The sequence below is a fragment of the Candidatus Accumulibacter similis genome (genome assembly GCA_013347225.1).
Taxonomy (GTDB): Bacteria; Pseudomonadota; Gammaproteobacteria; order Burkholderiales; family Rhodocyclaceae; genus Accumulibacter; species Accumulibacter similis.
In genome coordinates this window covers 4,904,416-4,923,581 of record CP054595.1, presented here as the reverse complement: position 1 = coordinate 4,923,581, position 19,166 = coordinate 4,904,416, and the positions used below count along the sequence as shown (strand labels likewise).

General features: G+C 63.4%; 12 protein-coding genes and 4 pseudogenes. 10 read left to right on the top strand and 6 right to left on the bottom strand.

Annotation, left to right across the window (positions count from 1 at the left end):
* Positions 1 to 237: 237 nt before the first annotated feature.
* The 8 genes and pseudogenes from HT579_21735 (at position 238) to HT579_21700 (ending at position 5,007) form a co-directional block, all read left to right on the top strand.
* A pseudogene (locus HT579_21735) lies at positions 238 to 420 on the top strand (SCP2 sterol-binding domain-containing protein).
* 94 nt (positions 421 to 514) lie between these two features.
* Positions 515 to 793 (top strand): type II toxin-antitoxin system RelE/ParE family toxin, encoded by a 279-nt coding sequence (locus HT579_21730; GenBank protein ID QKS31316.1) that lies wholly within the window; start codon positions 515 to 517, stop codon positions 791 to 793.
* A 9-nt stretch (positions 794 to 802) separates the two neighbouring features.
* Positions 803 to 1,111 carry a HigA family addiction module antidote protein gene (locus HT579_21725; protein ID QKS31315.1) on the top strand — a complete coding sequence of 103 codons (309 nt, stop codon included), beginning with the start codon at positions 803 to 805 and terminating at the stop codon, positions 1,109 to 1,111.
* Between the two features lie 320 nt (positions 1,112 to 1,431).
* Entirely contained in the window at positions 1,432 to 1,602 is a 171-nt protein-coding gene (locus tag HT579_21720) for a hypothetical protein (protein ID QKS31314.1), read from the top strand.
* 186 nt (positions 1,603 to 1,788) lie between these two features.
* Positions 1,789 to 2,075, top strand: a pseudogene (locus HT579_21715) (DUF1778 domain-containing protein).
* Positions 2,075 to 2,571 (top strand): annotated as a pseudogene (locus tag HT579_21710) (GNAT family N-acetyltransferase). Before HT579_21715 ends, HT579_21710 begins: the two co-directional pseudogenes overlap by 1 nt.
* Positions 2,572 to 2,737: 166 nt before the next feature.
* Positions 2,738 to 3,289 (top strand): Uma2 family endonuclease, encoded by a 552-nt coding sequence (locus HT579_21705; protein ID QKS31313.1) that lies wholly within the window; start codon positions 2,738 to 2,740, stop codon positions 3,287 to 3,289.
* Positions 3,290 to 3,492: 203 nt separating this feature from the next.
* Positions 3,493 to 5,007: a DUF1254 domain-containing protein gene (locus HT579_21700; protein ID QKS31312.1), complete on the top strand. Its 1,515-nt coding sequence runs from the start codon at positions 3,493 to 3,495 to the stop codon at positions 5,005 to 5,007.
* Positions 5,008 to 5,436: 429 nt separating this feature from the next.
* On the opposite strand, the gene HT579_21695 is transcribed toward HT579_21700, so the two are convergent.
* Positions 5,437 to 6,423: a WYL domain-containing protein gene (locus HT579_21695; protein ID QKS31311.1), complete on the bottom strand. Its 987-nt coding sequence runs from the start codon at positions 6,421 to 6,423 to the stop codon at positions 5,437 to 5,439.
* A gap of 507 nt (positions 6,424 to 6,930) precedes the next feature.
* On the opposite strand from HT579_21695, the gene HT579_21690 reads away from it, so the two are divergent.
* Both HT579_21690 and HT579_21685 read left to right on the top strand, forming a co-directional pair.
* Positions 6,931 to 7,371, top strand: a complete 441-nt coding sequence (locus tag HT579_21690) for a hypothetical protein (GenBank protein QKS31310.1) — start codon at positions 6,931 to 6,933, stop codon at positions 7,369 to 7,371.
* Positions 7,364 to 8,683, top strand: coding sequence for a hypothetical protein (locus HT579_21685; GenBank protein ID QKS31309.1), 1,320 nt, complete (start codon positions 7,364 to 7,366; stop codon positions 8,681 to 8,683). Before HT579_21690 ends, HT579_21685 begins: the two co-directional genes overlap by 8 nt.
* Before the next feature lie 511 nt (positions 8,684 to 9,194).
* On the opposite strand, the pseudogene HT579_21680 reads toward HT579_21685, so the two are convergent.
* The 5 genes and pseudogenes from HT579_21680 to HT579_21660 all read right to left on the bottom strand — a co-directional run bounded on the left by HT579_21680 (position 9,195) and on the right by HT579_21660 (position 19,165).
* Positions 9,195 to 10,166 (bottom strand): annotated as a pseudogene (locus HT579_21680) (WYL domain-containing protein).
* An 83-nt stretch (positions 10,167 to 10,249) separates the two neighbouring features.
* Positions 10,250 to 12,196, bottom strand: a complete 1,947-nt coding sequence (locus HT579_21675) for a DUF1998 domain-containing protein (protein QKS31308.1) — start codon at positions 12,194 to 12,196, stop codon at positions 10,250 to 10,252.
* 41 nt (positions 12,197 to 12,237) lie between these two features.
* Positions 12,238 to 15,852, bottom strand: a complete 3,615-nt coding sequence (locus HT579_21670) for a hypothetical protein (GenBank protein ID QKS31307.1) — start codon at positions 15,850 to 15,852, stop codon at positions 12,238 to 12,240.
* Complete coding sequence (locus HT579_21665; GenBank protein QKS31306.1) at positions 15,849 to 17,573, bottom strand: NERD domain-containing protein; 1,725 nt, start codon at positions 17,571 to 17,573, stop codon at positions 15,849 to 15,851. The genes HT579_21670 and HT579_21665 overlap by 4 nt, the downstream gene beginning before the upstream one ends.
* Complete coding sequence (locus HT579_21660) at positions 17,561 to 19,165, bottom strand: hypothetical protein (GenBank protein ID QKS31305.1); 1,605 nt, start codon at positions 19,163 to 19,165, stop codon at positions 17,561 to 17,563. Before HT579_21660 ends, HT579_21665 begins: the two co-directional genes overlap by 13 nt.
* Between the last annotated feature and the right edge of the window lies 1 nt (position 19,166).

Below are 19,166 nucleotides of genomic sequence, written 5' to 3'. Positions count from 1 at the left end.
CGCTTGCTCGCGTGCTTCATGCTTCCGCCAATTCCTGCGACAACTCGGGGTGCCTGACGATCAGCCGCAGCAGGCACAGGACGTCCCCCCGGGGGCGCGAACCGGCCTTGTTCCCAATCTCGCGACGTTGCCACGGGGGTTTGAATGCGCGCAGCGAAGGCCGCTTGGGTCAGGCCGGACTTTTCCCGCGCTTGGCACACCAAGATCTGCCCTGGCGTTGTTGCCCGCCCGAGACCCGCCTTCGCCTCCAACCTCGCGGCCTACCTGCAACTCCTCGCCCGCCAGGAAGACCCGGACACACTCTTTTTCAACCGCGAACTGGAAATCACCGGCGACACCGAATTGGGCCTGCTGCTCAAGAACATGCTCGATGCGGTGGAGTGGCCCACGCTGCCCCGCCTGCCGCTACCACCGCGCTGACTTCGCGCACGACCGGACGAATGTCGCTGCCCACATCGGGCACAAGCAACAATTTCTGCTTGCCCTCCAACGGCCGTTAAGCTACGCTACACAGATGATCAACAGCTTCCGGCATCGGGGAATCGAAGCATTCTTTGCGACCGGCTCGAAAGCGGGGATTCAGCCTCATCATGCCGCGCGGCTGGCGCGGCAGCTTGAACAATTGAACCGCGCCAGACGAGCGGAGGACATGAACGTGCCGGGTTGGAGACTGCACGCTCTTTCGCATGACCGTGCGGGGCACTGGTCGGTGTCGGTCAATGGCAACTGGCGACTGACCTTTAGCTTTGAAGGCGAGGATGCGGTCTTGGTCGATTATCGGGATTACCCTTAGGAAGAATTCATGGGACGCATGTTCAATCCGCCGCACCCCGGCGAGACCCTCAAGGAAGACATCCTTCCTGCCCTTGGCCTGACCGTGACCGAAGCCGCCCAGCAACTCGGCGTCACCCGCACCGCCTTGTCCCGTGTGCTCAATGGACACGCGGCGATCTCACCCGAAATGGCACGCCGTATCGAAGCCTGGCTCGGCCCAGACCGCGGTGGTCGCGCCGAGTTGTGGCTGGGGATGCAACTGGATTACGACCTGTGGGTTGCCGAACAGAAGCCGGCCCCCAAGGTAGTTCGGGCGCCGGAATTGGTAAGTGCATGATTGCAGGGATAGAAGGATAAGAAATCCAACGGCACCGACGAGAGTGCATGAGTCTTCATCAAGCAGCGTCAATGTCGAATTTGGGCCCGGAAGCCCCTGAAAAGTCATCCGAATCCCGCCCCGCTCAGTGCCTGCATCAAGCAGCGTCGAGCTACCGCGTGCGTTCGTCGGTGATGTCGAAAGCGGCGTGAAAGGGACGTGCGCCGCCGATGCGCATCCTCGTCCGTGATGCACGGCCGCGAAAAAAAATCCAGTGGGCGCATCTGGTGAGCCCGGGGCCGCGCATCATGGGGCCATCCCAACACGACAGGAGCCCGATCATGACGCAGCGCCTCCAGAACTTCATCAACCTCCTCGCCGGGCTCGCCATCCTGGTCGCCGGCCGGCTCGCGACGGACCGCGCAAGCTGCACCGCCGGCAACCGCAGCTATACGGCGTACGAGAAGCCGGCCTATCTGCGTCGGCGGACACGCGTAGTGCGGGGCCGCTGACCGGGCGACCCGATAGCCCGGGAAGCCCTCGGCGTTCGTCCTACCCGGAGCCGCGGCCGGACGCCCTTGACTTTCTTCCAGCTTCGGGCAGTGGTGAGCAGCGGTGCGATATCGCGGGCGTCAGCGGATGGTGTGTGTCCCATGTACTAACATCACCGCGTCTCATCAACCGATCGAGGTGTCGCCATGACTGCCGTTCCATCTGCTTCGTCCCGCGCTGCTCGCCTCGGCTTGCGTGCCACGCTGGAGCAAGAGACTGTGCTGCGTCGTGCGGCCGCCGCGTCGCACAAGTCCTTGACCGATTTCATCCTCGACAGCGCCTGCCAGGCCGCCGAGCAAACCCTCCTTGACCAGCGCCTGTTCATGGTTTCGGGTAGTCGGTTCAGGCCCTGATGGAATTGCTGGAACGTCCGGAGCAAGCCAACGAAGGGCTGCGTGAGCTGTTTTCGCGCAAGGTCCCCTGGGATGGCTGATGAGCCTGTCGGCGCCGGAACCACTGGGCACGCAACACCGGCTGGAAGGGTTTGACTGCGGCAAGCCGTCGCTGAACGATTGGCTGCTGCGACACGCACGCCAGGCGCAGGGCAGCGGTTCCGCCAAGACTTTCGTCGTGGTGGACGACGAAAGGCTAGCGGGCTACCACAGCCTCACCGTCGGTCAGGTCGACACGCTGGATGTACCCGAGCGCGTGCGCAAGGGAATGGGCCACTACCCGGTGCCCGTCTTCATTCTGGCGCGGCTGGCGGTCGCCGCGCGCGATCAGGGTCGTGGTATCGGCCTCGGTCTATTGCAGGATGCCATCCGCCGCACGCTGCTGGTCGCCGAACAGGCTGGCTCCGGGCCCTGCTGACTCATCCCGTTGATGAAGATGCTGCGCGTTTTCACGCCCGCTTCGGCTTCATCGCTTCACCTTTGCGCGAGCAGCAACTGTTGCTGCTGCTCAAGGATGCGCGCCGCTGGGTCGAGTGATTCGGCGCGACTGTCGCCGACGGTCGGCAAGAGACACGGCGGTGGCATCAGCCGAAACACTCCCGCAATGCGAGGACCAAGGTTGACGGCCATCCATCGGGCTTCCTACACTGATGAGGCTCCGTTGGGCCCCGGTCCGTCCGCAAACGAAGGGAGTATTCAGGCCATGCCCAGGCGGCCAGCAATCGAAGCCTACACGGTGCAGGATTACCAGCAATGGCAAGCTGACTGGGAGCTGATTCACGGCCAACCGGCAGCGATGGCTCCGTTGCCCGGCTTCGATCATCAGCGGGTAAGCGCCGCCGCATTCCGGCAACTCGATGAATCGCTCGACGATTGCCCGCACTGCCACGCGGCCTTTGAAATCGACGTGGAGTTTGCCCAGGACACCGTCGTCCGACCCGACGTGCTGGCGATCTGCTACCAACCTGACGGCGACCGGCTGACCCGCGCCCCCGATCTGATTTTCGAAGTCACCTCGCCCAGGACTGCACGCCGGGATGAAATCGTCAAGTTCGATCTCTACCGCGCGGAAGGCGTGTCCCACTACGTGCTGGTCTACCCGGAGGCGAAAAAGGCCAAGGTGTGGCGTCTGGTCGACGGCCAACATCGCAAGGTGGGCGACTTCCACGACGAAACCCACCGTTTCGAACTGTCCCGGTGTGCCCTTGATTTCGATTTCGGCCGCCTGTGGAAGCGCAAGGGCGGCCAGGTGTGAAGTCCCCCGGACTTCGACGCGCCGTGCCCGGGCGGCGGCTTTCGCCAACTGGCCTGGGCCATCTCGCCCGAATCCGGCGGCAGGCCGCGGGTCCCTGAGCAGGGCTGTCGCCATCCGGCCGTGGCGCTCGGAGCCAACCAGTGGCGACGACATGACCTGTCGTGGTAGCTTTGCGCCTCCAAGACCAACAAGGAGATTCCACCATGTATGAACAACCCACAAGCAAGGGGCTGAAGTGTGCCTCGATCGGGCTGACCGTGCTTTCCCTTGTCCTGCTCGGTGCCTGCGGCAAGCAGGCGGAACCCCAGGTCGACCGCGTTGCTGCGGAAGCCAAGGCAAAGCTCGAGGCCGAAGCGAAGGCGGTCGAAGCGGCGGCGAAGGAAGCCGAAGCACGGGTGATCGCCATCGAGAGCTACGTCTACGCCTATCCGCTGGTCACGATGGAGATGACGCGACGCATCATGACCAACGTGGAGGCGCCGCAAGGCTCGCGCGCGCCGATGGGGCACTTCGTCCGGATGCGCAGCTATCCCGACGCCTCGTACCGCGATGTCACGGCGCCGAACGCCGACACGCTCTACACGACCACCTGGATCGACGTGTCCAAGGAACCCTGGATCCTGAGCCTGCCGGACATGAAGGACCGCTACTTCCTCTTCCCGATGCTCGACGGCTGGACCAACGTGTTCCAGGTGCCGGGCAAGCGGACGACCGGCACGAAGGCGCAGACCTACGCCATCACCGGACCGGGCTGGTCGGGCGAATTGCCCGCTGGCGTGACCGAGTACAAGGCGCCGACGGGCCTGGTCTGGATTCTCGGGCGCATCTACAGCACCGGCACCCCCGAGGACTACAAGGCGGTTCACGCGTTGCAGGACAAGATCTCGGTCGTGCCGTTGTCGGCCTATGGGAAGCCCTACACGCCGCCCGCCGGCACGGTCGACCCGGCCATCGACATGAAGACCGCCGTGCGCGAGCAGGTCAATGCGCTCGATGCCACCGCCTACTTCAAGCTCTTCGCGGAACTGCTCAAGACCAATCCCGCGGCCGCTGAAGATGCCCCGGTGCTGGCCAAGCTGGCCAAGATCGGCATCGTCCCGGGGCAGGATTTCGACGTCGCCAAGCTCGATCCGGCCGTCGCCAAGGGCCTCGCCGGGGCGCCCAAGCCGGCCCAGGACCTGATCATGGACTGGATGAAAGCCGGCATCGTGGCGGGCGACATGAAGCTCGAAAACGGCTGGCTGTTCACGACGAAGACCGGCCTCTACGGCACGAATTACGTGCAGCGTGCGCTCATCACCGCGATCGGCCTCGGCGCCAACCGGCCCGAAGATGCCGTCTATCCGACCTCGACGGGACCGGACATTGCCGCCAAGTACAACGGCGAGAAGAAGTACGTCCTGCACTTCGACAAGGGCCAGACGCCCCCGGTGAACGGCTTCTGGTCGCTGACGATGTACGACGCGGACTACTTCTTCGTCGACAACAAGCTGAATCGCTACACCCTCAGCCAGCGCAGCAAGCTCAAGGCGAACGCAGACGGATCGGTCGATCTCTACATCCAGAACGAATCGCCGGGCAAGGACAAGGAAGCGAACTGGCTGCCGGCACCGAAGGGTGACTTTGTCCTGATGATGCGTCTGTACTGGCCGAAGGAACAGGCGCCGTCGATCCTCGATGGCAGCTGGAAGGTTCCCGAGGTCAAGGAAGCGTCCTAGCCGGTGCCCGGGCAGGTCGGCTACCGCGCCCGCCGCTGAAGGACGGTCCGAAGACGAAGAGCCCGCCGGACGGCGGGCTCTTTCCTGTCGCGTGCGCGCATCTTCCGGTCCGCGGCCGATCGACCGCTGCAGCCGAACAGGCCCCCTCCATCTGCATTACCGACCACTGGCGCCATCGATTGCGTCGTCGCTGCTGCTGCCCAAGGGCGCGCCGCTGCGTCGAGTGAATCGTTCGGCACGCGGCAATCGCCGCACCGCCCGTCTCGCCACCCGGTCGGTCGGCACGGCCCTCGGCAAGCGGCCCGGGGCCTCTGCCCGAGCGGGCATCAACCAGAGAACGGCCCGCAGCGTCGACACCGATCACCCGTGCAGGATCAGCCGCGGACGAATCGTACCGCGCGCGGCGCCGAGGAACAGTTGCGCAGGCGATCAGGCCGTGCTTTCGTAACGTGCCAGCCCAGCCGCGAACTCGGCCGCCACCCGCGCCCTGAGCGTTTCCGGCCCGACGACCTCGCAGTCGCTGCCGTATTTCAGGATGTCCATGATCAACTCGCGGTCGTCGGCGTAGGGCACGCGCAGCTCGTAGCGGCCGTCCGCGAGAAACTCGCCCTCCTGATCCGCGTGCCAGCGCTCGCAAGCGACCCAGCGCGCCCGTTCCGGCGTGAAGCGCAATGCCGCCCAGGCGATGCACTCGCCCGAGAAGACGCCGTAGCCCGATCCCAGCACTTCGTCGAGGCGCTCATCGGCGACATCCAGGGCGCGTGTGTCGAGGATCTCGGCGTGTTCGATGGCGTCGACCGAGAAGGCGCGCAGGCCGTCCCGCAGATGGCACCAGGCGTCGAGGTACCAGTTCCCGCGGTGGTGATGGAGGCGTTGCGGCGACACCTCGCGTTCCGTCACCTCGTCGGTGCCGCGCGCATGGTAGCGGATGAGCAGGCGCTTTCGCCGCAGCAGGGCTGAGCCGACGCTCTGGAAGTGGTCGAGGTGCAATTCGCGCGCACCAACCGTCTGGATGCGGATGCGGCGCTGCACTTCCTCGGCCGGGTTGTCGGCGCTGCCGAGCAGGCCGGCGAGACGGGCGAGCAGGGGCTGGATCTGCGGCCCGAGGAGGCCGCCGGTGTCGAGGTTCGACAGGAGATGGTGCATGGTCAGCAGCGCATGGATTTCCTCGGCGCTGAACCACAGGCCGGGCAACTCATAGTGCGCGCCGACCCGCTGTCCGGCCTTTTCGAAGCGGTAGCCGCCGAGGTTGCGGTCGAAGCGGATCGGCGCGTTCAGGCGATCGCGCATGTAGGCGAGGTCGCGCTTGAGCGTGGCCCAGGAGACGCCGAGACGTTCCAGCAACTCCGCACGGGTGACGCAGTGGCGCGCGCCGAGAATCTGGTCGATCTGGTAAATACGTTCCATGTTGTTCATGGCAGTCCTCGAGTGATCCGCGGACTCGGTCATCGCCTTGCTGTGAGCCCGCCGCCTGACATCGTCGCACAGGACGGGAGGCAACGCAGGGGCCAGGCGCGTTTGCAGAAATCCGATACAACATCCGGTCCTTGGGCTCCGGTGCCTGTTCACGGCGAGCCGAGGTTGGCCGCGAGCGACCGGTCAGAAGCCGTCATAGGGCTGATCTGCGGATTCTTTCGACCTCCCGACCGCTCCTGTGCAGGAAGCGGCCACTGGGTGTAGGATGGCGGCGGTCGGTGACCGGCCGCTCGGCGCTGTAGTGGGTCGGCCTGCTTTTCGGCCAGGGCAGTCGTTGGCGGTGGCGAGGATGCATGGCTGAAGTCGAACGGATTGCTGTCGCTGTCAGCTTGAATGGCCTGACCGTTGGCGTTCCCGGATGACGAACGCGAACTACCGGTCCATTTTGGCCAGTACCATCGAATGGGCTGGTAGACTCAACGGCGGTACTTGTCTCCCCTGAACACGATGAAGCGTCGCTACGCCCAGTTCAATCCCAAGCGCAAACTACTCTCGCCCGCTGAGGTGGAGGTTCGCGTGGCTGAACTCCGGGCGTTGGCCAGTCGCGCTCGCTATGGCGGCAACCCGGAGCACAAGAAGAACCCCGGCGATTTTGGGCTCGTTCCACCTTCCGATCCAAGACAAGGGAAATCGCTGTGCGATTTCGCCAGGATTTTCCAGCGCAACGAAGCTGAAGCGCTGCTTCGCGCGGGACTGCGCAAGGGCCTTGTCAGCGACCGGATGGTTGGCGATTGGCCGAAGAACGTCTGGGCAGTCACTGACGACGGTCTTGCCGTGGAAGCGCAGCTTGAAAGCCCGGACTTGGGGACCTATCACGGGTACCCCATGCCTGAGACTGATCCGCTGTCGCTGGAAGTCATTCGTCGCTGGCGGTGCCTCAATGGCTGAGCTACGCATCAACGCAAAGTGGATGGCATCAGTATCCGGGGAACCGGAAGTCATGGCCACGGCAGCCTGTGTCGAGATGTATGTCGACAACATCAGCCTGACTCGGAACCAGGACATCTGGGCGGAGACCGTGCGTGACAACGTCTTTGTCTCTGCCTACCCGCTGGCCATGTGGTTTGCGAGTTCGTGGTGGCGCCTCAACCATGAGCCCCGGCCAACGCAGCAGCCTCGCCATGACTGGCGTATGGTCCATGAACTCGGTGCAGCCAATCACGGCTTCGTATGGCCGCGCGTCATCTTCATCCCGGATGGTGAGGCGATTCACGTGTGGGCCGGGACGTCGATGATGCCGGAGCAGTCGGTGCAGTACCTGCAAGCGCTGGAGGTACCGAAAATGATCACGTTGACCGGCTTTCGGCAGAGCGTCGAGCGCTTCATATGCAGCGTGCTGGCCCGCCTGGATGCCAAGGGGCTCGCTGGGTCGAATCTGGCGCACCTGTGGGCTCTCGTGCAGGAAGACTTGGCCGACCCCGAGGCGGTCCGCCGGCGGAAGCTGGAGGCCGAACTGGGATTTGATCCCGAGGAGTGCCCGGAGCAAGCGCTGGACGCGGCACTGCAGTGGGAGAGCAAGGTCGGAGACGCGGCACTGTCAGAGCTGGCACCGGCGATTGCAGCGTCGGGAGCCACCCCGGATTTGGCGCTGATTGGGCAGCTGGCCAGCGCCGACGGCATTGTTGGCAGCCCCGATGTCGCGCCTGGCAGCATCGATCACCTCGACTATGGCGCACCCTGGGAGCGCGCGGTTCATGACGCTCGTGCGCTTCGCAACAAGATTGGCAATGTCAGAGGCCCAGTTCCCGACCGCAGTCTGCATGACCTGCTTGGCATGAGCAGTGAAGCTGCTGCCAAATACTCGGTGCCGGTTGGACGGTCGCCAGTCGCGGTGGCGATACCGACGAACGATCACCGGTTGAAGTTCGTTCCGCGCAAACGCAACCCTGGCGGGAAACGCTTCGAGTTGGCACGTTTCCTGGGCGAGTACCTCCGTCCCGCGGCTGACGAATTGCGTTGGCTTGTATCAACGGACCTATGGACTTTCCGTCAGAAGTACCAGCGCGCTTTCGCCGCAGAGTTTCTTTGCCCCATCGATTCATTGACGTCTTTCCTGAACGGTGATTTCTCTTCCTACGCCATCGAAGAAGCCGCCGCCGAGTTCGACGTCAGCGAGCAGACGATAACGAGCCTGTTGCGCAACAATGGCTACATGCACGATCACTGGACCGATGGCATGCCGTATCGAATGGCAGCCTGATCCGCTTTTCGTGATCTCAACTTCACCTTGGGGTCGAGAGTTCGCGTTCCCCCGGGTAGTAAGCTGATTTTCATCCGACCCAAGCCGCCAACGAACGTGGCGGCCTGCTCGGTACCCATGGCGCTGTTCATCTCGATGGGCATCCGCGCCCTACGGCATGGCAACGCCTGAGCCATGGTAGCCGTCCGAGCCTTGCGAAGCACTGGCGCGCCGGCAGCAGCGTGCAGGCGATGTGGCGGCCATGTGGCAGTCGGTTCGAACTGCCGCACTTCCCCAACCGCAGGATCGCCCGTGCTGACCCGCGCAGCGGCAGAGCAGGCGCCGAGGAGCACAAAGCCGTGCCGGTCGAGCACGGCCGACTCGATCCCCAAGGGCATTTCACCGCGCGCGCGAGGCCACTCGATGTGGGGTGGAAAGCAGCGCGCACGGCCAAGCGTGGCGGCTCGGCCGAGACAGCGGCGTGAAGCCGCGGATTGGCGCGACCGCGATGCCCCGGCCGGTCCTGGTTTCCGTAGCGCGCCAGCGCCGCCGCGAACTCGGCAGCCACCCGTACCCTGAGCGCCTCCGGCCCGACGACCTCGCAGTCGCTGCCGTACTTCATGATGTCCATGACCAGCTCGCGGTCGTCGGCGTAGGGCACGCGCAACTCGTAGCTGCCGTCCGCGACGAACGCGCCCTCTTGGTCCTGGTGCCAGCGCTCGGTGGCGACCCAGCGCGCCCGTTCCGGCGTGAATCGCAACACCGCCCAGGCGATGCGCTCGCCCGAGAAAACGCCGTAGCCCGATCCCAGCACTTCGTCGAGGCGCTCGCCGGCGACATCCAGGGCGCGCGTGTCGAGGATCTCCGCGTGCTCGATGGCGTCGACCGAGAACGCGCGCAGGCCGTCCCGCAGATGGCACCAGGCGTCGAGGTACCAGTTGCCGCGGTGGCGATGGAGGCGCTGCGGCGAGACCTCGCGTTCCGTCACCTCGTCGGTGCCGCGCGCATGGTAGCGGATCAGCAGGCGTTTTCGCCGCAGCAGGGCGGAGCCGACGCTCTGGAAGTGGTCCAGGTGCAATTCGCGCGCACCGACCGTCTGGATGCGGATGCGGCGCTGCACCTCCTCGGCCGGATTGTCGGCGCTGCCGAGCAGGCCGGTGAGACGGGCGAGCAGGGGCCGGATCTGCGGCCCGAGCAGGCCGCCGGTGTCGAGGGTCGACAGGAGATGATGCATGGTCAGCAGCGCATGAATTTCCTCGGCGCTGAACCACAGCCCGGGCAGCTCATAGTGCGCGCCGACCCGCTGTCCGGCCTTCTCGAAGCGGTAGCCGCCGAGGTTGCGGTCGAAGCGGATCGGCGCGTTCAGGCGGTCTCGCATGTAGGCCAGGTCGCGCTTGAGCGTGGCCCAGGAGACGCCGAGACGTTCCTGCAACTCCTTGCGGGTGACACAGTGGCGCGCGCCGAGAATCTGGTCGATCTGATAGAGTCGTTCCATGTTGTTCATCGGCAGCCTCGGAGCATCTGCAGGCTCAGAGGGATCCCATGTGTCGTGTGGGCAGGACTCGTCGTAAACGGTGCTGCCTCATTTCACCAAGAGAAGGCACTGATCAGCCCGAACATGAATCCAACACCCCGATTGTCCGGGGTACCCACCACCATCGCCCGATCGAGACCGTGATTGATCGTCTCGCATGATGTTTCCGGCAGCAGGATGCAGGCATGGCAGGCTGCAAGATTGGCGAGCTGTGATCCTTGTCCCCCCATTTTCTCGGAACACACGGGGTCGGCCGAACACCACGATGCCCGCGCAAGGGCGCGCCTGATCAGCGGCGACAGGCTCTCCGGCCGAGCGAGCCTCACCAGCCCGCCGAGCGTGCCTTCCGCATCGCCTGCAGCAGTGTAGATCATGAAGCTCGCCATCGGTGCGACCGCATCTGAGGAGACGAAAAGTCGTTCGCGAAGTGCGGCGGTGCTGTAGCCGCACTCGAAGACAAACTGATTGATCAGGACATGCGCGAGGCTATGGACGAGGAGATAGCGCGATGCCCAGTCCCGATTGATTTCGCCAGCCGGAGGCAGTGTCTGATAGACGCCCTGCACACGGACCAGAAAGCCGTCGTCGAGCCGGTGCCCCAACCATTCGGCATTCTGCTGCTGCCAAGCGGCGATCCCTTCCTCGGCCAGCTCGATGTAGATGCCCTCGCCGAAGACCTCAACGGCCGGGAGCCACATTTCAAGCGGGTCCTGCGGCGGCGATCTGAAGAGCTGCTTCGCAGCCGACTCGGGCATGTCGGGCAGTGGATTCCGGTTCGGTTCCAGACGGTCAAATCCAAAAAAGACCCGCGTCTCCCTCAGTCGCTCGACAAGATTGACCTTCGCGATCCAAGGGCCCAGATCGGCGGGGACGGCTGCATTGATGACCCTCAGATCCGGAACATGGTCGGGATCGTTGATACTGCGTCGAAGCATATTGAACTCCGAACGGCGAAACGCGAGCAGTTCGGATTCGGGTGCCGCCGGCTTGATATCCTGCTGCGAGGCGCCTGCGGGATTGTCAAAAACGTTCTCTAGCGCCCTTTCAATGACCGCATCGTCGACTCTCATGCCGCGTTTCCCGAGGGAATCGCGCATGACCGAAACAGCGAATGTCTTCTGGATTTTCCACAGTGTCTTTACCGTCCCGCACGCCGGATCGTTGATGATTTCGTTCCGCAGCGCGACGATTTCGTCATCGGCCTCGGCAAGATCAGGCAGCAGAATCGCCGATACGGTCCGAGGGAAATAAATGTTGGTCTGGTTGATGAGCGCCGCAACGAGCGGGTACGAGCAGCTTTCTTCGGTTGCCTCGCTCCCCAGCCACGGGCGCTCGCCGGGGCATCTTATGGCCTCCTTTTCGAAGGCAGTCGGTTTCTGCTCGGCCGGATTCGGCCGCACCGTCGTTCCCGACAACGACTTCCCCTTGCGCCCCGGAGATCCCTCGGGGCAACTGTCGCAGCTCACCCGGATGCTGCTGAGTTCGGACCCGCCAAAATCGAAGAGATGAAGACCGTCGTCGTTCGGGCAGGTACAACCGATCCAGTCTTTCCACGGAAACTCGTTGAGATGCCCGCCCTCGCAAACGGAAACAAAGCGCACCGGCTGCCAGCGCCCGCCGCCTTGGGCGGGCGGAATTCTCCCCGCATCCAAGTTGAATTTTTTCATGCGGCCGGTGGTTGTATGTCGGTACCAGCTAGGGAACCTGACGGCCGGAACCGTCAGCAAAGCATTCGGAGGCGCTTGGTCTCCCCTGCGCACGGTGCGAAAATCCGGCGGCGACCGGAACTGGTGGACGTGCAGCAGCGCCGCAAGCCGCGGTTCGAAACGCTGAAATTCAGAAATGTCCTCGCAGGCCAGAAAGCCTCTTGCATCATCGTATCGGTGAAACCAGTGATCCAGTCCGCAGACGACATGCGGCACCCCACGGCGATCGGTATAGATGCTGCCCGGTCCGAACGGCGCTATCAGCTGCCCGATCCTGATCTGTTTTCCGCCCATTGAATCTCTTCCTCACATGAATTTTGATCGGCCTCCCGTGGCTATACGGGCGTGATCCGCAATTCGGCGCTGCCGTCGACCTGCCGCATGCTGCTGGCAACCGTGACGCCGCGGTCCTTTTGCAGGCGGGTGGCAAATTGCCCCGGCCAGAGCATCAAGTACTCGCCGTTGACGCGCGGCGGAAATTCCTCCCACTGTTGCGGATTCCTTGCCCACTTTGACTGCAGAAGCCTGCCCACCCGTTCGAGTTCGGCAAGCGAGCGTTCGACGTCCTCCGCCGGCTGGACGGCCCGGCATCGATCCGAAAGAAGCTGCAGTCCTTCGTCGAGCAGCGGTCCATAAACGTCCGAGCGTCCCACGTCATCGGAGGCACGCTGCCTCGCCCAAGCCAGAAGCGCGCCCGGAAGGCCGCGCTGAATCGCAGACACCGAGAACGGCGTCGCCGTCGTCGGCTCGACGCGCTCGTAGAGTCGGGCGTGATAGCTGTAGAACTGCTCGAAGTGCGAACGGTCCCGGCTCTTCGCCGGGCTGTAGACGGTCAAGATCAGGCCAGGACGCTCGTCCCAGCGGCGCCCCACCCGGCCGGTCACCTGAATGTACTGTGCGGTCGTCTTGGGCTGTCCGACGACCCCCATCACTGAAAGACGATCGATGTCGACACCGACCTCGATGATGTTCGAGGCAAGGCAGGCGTCGACGACCTCCGCATGGCCCTCTGCATACGGCACGGAAAGGCGGTCCATCATCCTCACAATTTCGGACTGCGAGAGGCGACTTGTCAGCTCTTCGACGATCCGCAGGTTTCTCCGCGACTCCCCTGAAATGCCTTCGCGGTTGAACATGAACTTGAGGCGCGAACGGATATCCGAGTCGAACAGGGTCTTCGCGCCCCCCAGTTCGCGGATGCTGTTGTAGAACACCAGAAGCGTCCACCAGGGATCGCGCATCTCGCTGGCGAGCGCCTGCGGCCGGAAGCATGCGGAAGAGAAGAGCCGGACCTGGGTCGTGAGAATGGATCCGTAATCGCTGGCGTGAACTCCGAGATACATGCGCCCATTTTTGAGTTTGCCATCCTCGTGACGCGCATAGGTTCCGAAGAACGAATCGCCCATCGTGAGGCCGGGGCTCGGAAACAGGCGCGTTTCGCGACGGTCGTAAAGCGCGTTGACCTGCGACTCCGCGCCGCGAATCGTGGCCGTGGAAGCGATCAGTTTCGGCCGGATCATCCCGGTGCGGCTGTTGACCGAGCACAGACGCTCGACGATGCCTTCGTAGAGCGCATACATTGTTCCGAGCGGCCCCGAAATCAGGTGCAGTTCGTCCTGGATGATCAGCCCGGGCGGAATCCGTTCAGCCGCTACGCCATCATTGTCCACGCGGTTTCCGAACAGCGCCCCGGCCTTCGGACGGTAGGCGATCATCGCGAACTTGTCGGCAGTCGCGATCACCAGCGATGGAGGATTGGCGTATATGCGTTCGTCGATCACCTCTACCGGAAGCCACTTTCGCTCATCGGCCGTTCCGAAATCGCACGCCGGATCCGTGCAATGCAGGCGCGGCCCCAGTTGGGTATCCGAAATGCCCCGGACGCGCAGGTCTCTCCATGCCGCTGCCCTCAGCCCTCTCGGCGCGGACCCGTCGAGGCGCCCGATCTCCGCTCTGCACCACGGACATTCAGTCAGCACCATGGGGTTGCCGGATTCGGCCTCCTCACGATAGCGCCGGATTGCCGTCCGTGCTTCGACGTTGCTGTTCGGCGAACCTTCGGAGCCGATCCAGAGTCCCACCGAAAACCTGGATCCCGGCATGGTTGCGGGGGAGACTTCAGATTCACGGCGACGAAGCACTTCCATCGCGCATATCAGCGCTGCGGCACGCTGGAACTGCTGCGTGGTCAGCATCCGGAGCGTGTAGCGCATGAACGCGTTGGTCCCGTCGCGCAGCTCACCGGGCCGCCCGATCATCAGGAAGCGCTCGTGGAACAGATATAGCGCAAGGACACCCAGATAGGCTTCCGTCTTGCCGCCACCCGTCGGAAACCAGATCAGGTCGACCAGTTCCCTGTCCGGTGAACGGCCATCGGCCACGCCCCGGAGCGACATCAGCAGAAAGGCAATCTGGAACGCTCGCCACGAGCCGACGCGCGAACCTTCGCGACGTTCGTTAACGATTGTGGCCGGCGACTCGAAAGCGCCGAGGGGAAAAACGGCTCTCCCGACAGGGTCCCAGGACAGGGCGCGTCGCGAAAGGCGCTTGGTCGCCACCTGCTGCAACAACATCGCCTCGTTTGCCAGCCGAAAAGCCCGGCGAACCGTCGAATTGTCCCTCAGCAGGGCTATCCCGGCGGAAATCCTCTTATGGCATTCGGAGCACCGGGCGAGGTGCGCGAAAGCCACCTCGCGGAGGTGCGGCGGAAGCGCATCGGCATCCTCTCGCCGCTTCCCGATCCACTCGAGGTACCGCGCCGCCAGATTGTCGATGGCATTCCACGCGGGCCCCTGGCCGTCATCGGAGAGCCCGGACAGCAGCCGCATGGAAAGTTCGAGCGGATTGCCTGCGGCATCCCGGATGTCGGCGGTGACGCTCGGGAGTTCCGTTGCCGGAAACACGTCGGCACGCAGGAAATCGGGAACGCAGCCCGGCGGGGCCTCCCAGCCGGCGGCGCAGCCATGGCCGATGCCCCAAGTCGCCGATTCCCGATAAAGCAGTGCCAGCGACTTTTCTTCCTCGTCAAGGTCATGGAACGGCCGTTGGCTCTCGGGATACTTCTCGAAAAGTCCGCCTTCGAGCGCCACCTCGAAATGTGTCTGGTAGAGAATGCATTCCCGAGGTTCCTGGTCGGGCGCGAGCTCCGACACGTTTCTGAGCACGACCGTGATCAGCCAAGCGTTGTCGGCCAGTCTCCGTGGATACGCCTCGATTAGCAGCTTCAACGGCGATCCGGGAACACCTGCGACCGGAACGGAAATCTTCCTGCCATCGACCAAGGCGTCCGCGCCGATGCTTGGCCGGCAGCCTTCCGGAGTGGCTGGCTGCCGGCGCCACGCTGGCTGCGACCCGCCGTCGGCTAGGCGACGAATGCATTTCTCGTAGCGGCCATTCAGTGCAAACGGCGGGCTGCCTGACGCTTGCCACGCAAACGTCCGCTCCCTCGGCAAACAAATCACAAGCTTGCCCGAATCCCCGAAGCGCGCACAGAACGATACCCCAAGGGTCGACGGATGCCGGACGTCCGGACTGCTGACGTCGAAGTCGTCTGAGCCGGCCACTTGGCTGGCACCCTCGTCTTCGGTGCTGGCACCTTCGTCTCCCGCGACGTCGCTTTCCGCTTCCTCGATATCAACGCCTTGCGTGTCACCGGCGGCGGCAGCCTGCATCGCCTGCGGATCGTCCTCCGTGACCGCCGCCATCGGAACGCCTGCTGGATGCAGCAGTCCCGCGCCGTATTTCCGGTGCGGGGTTTCCCGCTCGTAGTAGAGTACCTCCTCGGGCGCCGATTCCGCCTGCGGCCTCCATGCCAGGGGACCCTTGCGTTTCGAATCGCCATCGTAGAATTCGCGCTCTTTGAACGCTGCGATCGAAAAGTCCCTGAGCCATCGCGAAGGACCGACGATCTCGCCTCGAATCCATTCCATCAACTCCGGACGTTCGTTCATTGTTTCTCCCCAAGGCCAAGCCACTGCAGAAGTTGCGCCTGAAATTCCGTGCTGCAGAGAACACGGAGGGAGTCGGTAGCGCGGGTCATCCCGATGTAGAATAGGTCTCTGCGGGAGTCGCCAGCGCCAATTTCAAGGTCGGTTAGAATGACCGCCTTGCGCTCCATGCCCTTGAAGGCATGCACCGACGACTGCACGATTCGGCGCGAAGTCTGCCAAGCAGGCGCAACCCTGATGCCATCGTTGCACAGGCGATCAACGAGCTTCTGGCAGCGGGCCGACCCCGTCAGTATCGCGATTTCCCGGTCCTTGTAGCCACCAGCACGAAATTCCAGGATCACTCTCTTCGCCTCGGCAAGCTGTTCGTCCCCGCTGGAATAGAACGCGATGTCGTAAGACCGATGACCGCCTGTGCGCATGAATCCGGAATACACTTCCCCCTGCATGCCGCTCAGGCGCACAGCCGTTTCGCCGATGATTCGGTAGTTCCTGCAGTTCTCCATCAACATCCATCTGGTCGGCCGGGCGATTGCTTGCAGCGACTTCAACTCTGCCTCCATAGATTCGCGCATCCCAAGGACCTGATGCGAAAAGTCGCCGAACAGCGCAAATTCTCCGTGTTCGAAACCTCCGGCGACGAGCCGCTTCAGAGACGACCACAGTACCGGCCTAGAGAGAATGTCTTGGGCCTCGTCCACGATCAGGACATCGAAAGTGGCGGCTGCCCTCAAATCATCGTCGGCGAGCGAGGCCTCGAACTGCGCCGGAAACTCCACTTCCCAATAGTCGGCGTCTGGCGCCTCCGGAATCGGGATCCCGGCAAGGTTCGCCATCACCTTGATCGCACGACCCGCAATGAGGTTGGGCAATCTCGGTTCGATCGATTCGACCTGCTGCACGATCCAGTCACCAATCAACTGGTTGAAGCACAGGAGGGCTACACGTTTCCCGGCAAGCGCCTTCCGGCGCGCCAATTCCATCGCAATCAGCGTCTTCCCCGTGCCGGCCGCCCCCGTGACGACCAGCCGCGAATTCATGTCCGCCAGCTGAAGCACCGGCTTCTGCTGCTCCCGCAGCAGGCGGTCAACTTCCTGTTCGCGGCGGCTGATCTCCTCGCTCGCGTCCGGGCGGAACCGCCTGATCGGAACGCAGCTGGCGACGATTCTGTCCACAGCCTCCGCCGAAAGCCTATTGCGTAAGGGCTTGATCTGCTTGTCCGCGGCAATGGCTGCCCTAACGCGCCCGACCAGCGCTTCGGAAAAGGCGCCGGCGTCCGAAACCGAGCGGAAGAGACGCTCGTCGATCAGCTCCCATGGTTGCACCGAAAGGTTTGGCTGCAGATCGAATCGCGCGCGCGGAAACACGCACATGTGCACGACAGGGATGGCCTTGAACCCTTCGACGAGCTCGATCAGTCGCCGCCGAAAGATGAAGCGACCGTCGGCTGCTTGCTTGAACGGCGAACGCAAAATTGTGTTCGGAATCCAGCGGCCGTCCTCGAACGCGATTTCTTCATGTGACTTGACCTCGATGCAAAGGATTCCCGCTTCGGGGATTACCAGCACGAAGTCGATTTCGGTCCTCAAGCCCCGGTTCCAGGGCGCGAGGTCCAAAGAATGGATTGCCACCCAGTCGTCCGGAGCCCTCGCCAGCATGTTGAAGACGTCGCGTTCGCCCGGTGGTGTCTTCTCCTCGAAGAACGTCGGGATCATGCGCGCCATCGTTCCAACTCGGCCATCTCGCGAACCACCCTGAGTTCCGATTCCGGAGCCTTGTAACCCCTGTCGATGGAGATGACCCTGTGAAACATCACGGTTCCGTGAAGAGAGGGTCCCTTCGGCACGGGCATGCTGAATCCCGCGCGTGTCCTTGCCAGTTCGCGGATTTCATCCGAAACGGAGCGCAGCCATTCGATGAGCATGTCTTCCGACCTTTCGTTTCCTTCCCTTCCGGCGTGAATTGCCTCGCCACGACCCCTGGCGATCTCGCTCCATGCACGTGCTGCCCATGCGGCCACGTTCTCCGCCCCGTCGATCGGCACATCCAGCGTGTGAACGAGGATCTCGAAATGCGCACGCTTCTGGGGCGCGTGGATCACCGTGCTGGGCTCCCTTGCCCAATGTTCAAGGGCCGCGCCGATGTTCGCTAGATCGATTCCCGCCCTGGCAAGTCGGGGCCCGAGCGTTTCCTTTCGCCAGAGCATCTCGTCGCGAAGGCGGTCCTTCCAGATGCGGCTGTAATGCCCGTGAGATGACTGGACTGCCGCCCCCTTCGGCTCGTCGTCCAGAACGGCCATGATCAGCAGCATGCCTTCTGCGAGCGTCTCCCCCGGAATCCTCCGGTCGATGATTTCCTCGTCGATGCTGCCGCTCAGACTGTAGCTGACGATGTTCGACAGCGGAGGGTAAAGAATTCCGTGATGATCATCGATCTGAACCAGAACTGCAGGCCTGTGGCCATCCGCAACAGATCGCTGCCGTTCGGCCAGCAAGCTGAAATCGTCCACCGAATGGACTCCCTCTACAAGAGTCGGGCACACGTCGCCGCGATGGAACGTCTCAGTGCGCAAACCGGCCCGTGCCCGTGCTCGTGCCCCAGAGTCGTCAGCAGCATCCGCGCTTTCCCCTTCCGGAAGCCCCGCTGGGTCGTACCCGAAACCCGCCTCGTTGCTACTCCCGCGCCACACGATCTGCCGCAGAGTCCGGAATCGGGGGGCGGTGAACACCGCATCAGGCACGGATCCCCAGCCCTTTCCGCGCAGCGGCCCGACCTTTATCAGAACGTCGAATGGCAATGCCGATCGATAGTCCCCGAGCGAATGAAGGAAATCCGACGGTTCGATCGGTTTCGACACGGGAAGAGAAAGAAAGGCTGGCACCACGTTGCGGTGACAGCAGATCCGGAAATCCTCGCCTGCATGCCGAAGCGCATCGATGACCTCAGCAACGACAACACGCAACGGACTTTCCCTTTTGGCGAGGCGTCCGGCGGCAGACAGGGACTCCGCCTGCAGCGATTGGATGTCACTGCCCCAGCGTCGCCGTACCTGATCCGGGGCGCCGATCGAACGCAGCGCACTCTCGACCGAGCCATCCAGAGGGAGCGGCGCCGACAGCCATTCAAATAGGGATATCCGCAACCGCTCCGCGCAATCGACGGCGTGAATGTCATCGCTTTCCTGAAAGGCGATGATCATCTGCCGCAGTGCGCGCCGCAACACGGAGAAATCAGACGAGTCGATTTCATACCGTTCGACGAGGAGCGAAGGGTTCTGGTCGATGAAATCGAAAATCTGCGTCGCAGTCGCCGTCATT

Excerpts from the sequence above, each read along its gene's own strand:
- HT579_21725 (QKS31315.1), top strand. The coding sequence starts at position 803 with ATGGGACGCATGTTCAATCCGCCGCACCCCGGCGAGACCCTCAAGGAA.
- HT579_21720 (QKS31314.1), top strand. The coding sequence starts at position 1,432 with ATGACGCAGCGCCTCCAGAACTTCATCAACCTCCTCGCCGGGCTCGCC.
- HT579_21670 (QKS31307.1), bottom strand. The coding sequence starts at position 15,852 with ATGAACGAACGTCCGGAGTTGATGGAATGGATTCGAGGCGAGATCGTC.
- HT579_21690 (QKS31310.1), top strand. The coding sequence starts at position 6,931 with ATGAAGCGTCGCTACGCCCAGTTCAATCCCAAGCGCAAACTACTCTCG.
- HT579_21675 (QKS31308.1), bottom strand. The coding sequence starts at position 12,196 with ATGGGCGGAAAACAGATCAGGATCGGGCAGCTGATAGCGCCGTTCGGA.
- HT579_21730 (QKS31316.1), top strand. The coding sequence starts at position 515 with ATGATCAACAGCTTCCGGCATCGGGGAATCGAAGCATTCTTTGCGACC.
- HT579_21685 (QKS31309.1), top strand. The coding sequence starts at position 7,364 with ATGGCTGAGCTACGCATCAACGCAAAGTGGATGGCATCAGTATCCGGG.
- HT579_21700 (QKS31312.1), top strand. The coding sequence starts at position 3,493 with ATGTATGAACAACCCACAAGCAAGGGGCTGAAGTGTGCCTCGATCGGG.
- HT579_21660 (QKS31305.1), bottom strand. The coding sequence starts at position 19,165 with ATGACGGCGACTGCGACGCAGATTTTCGATTTCATCGACCAGAACCCT.
- HT579_21705 (QKS31313.1), top strand. The coding sequence starts at position 2,738 with ATGCCCAGGCGGCCAGCAATCGAAGCCTACACGGTGCAGGATTACCAG.
- HT579_21695 (QKS31311.1), bottom strand. The coding sequence starts at position 6,423 with ATGAACAACATGGAACGTATTTACCAGATCGACCAGATTCTCGGCGCG.
- HT579_21665 (QKS31306.1), bottom strand. The coding sequence starts at position 17,573 with ATGGCGCGCATGATCCCGACGTTCTTCGAGGAGAAGACACCACCGGGC.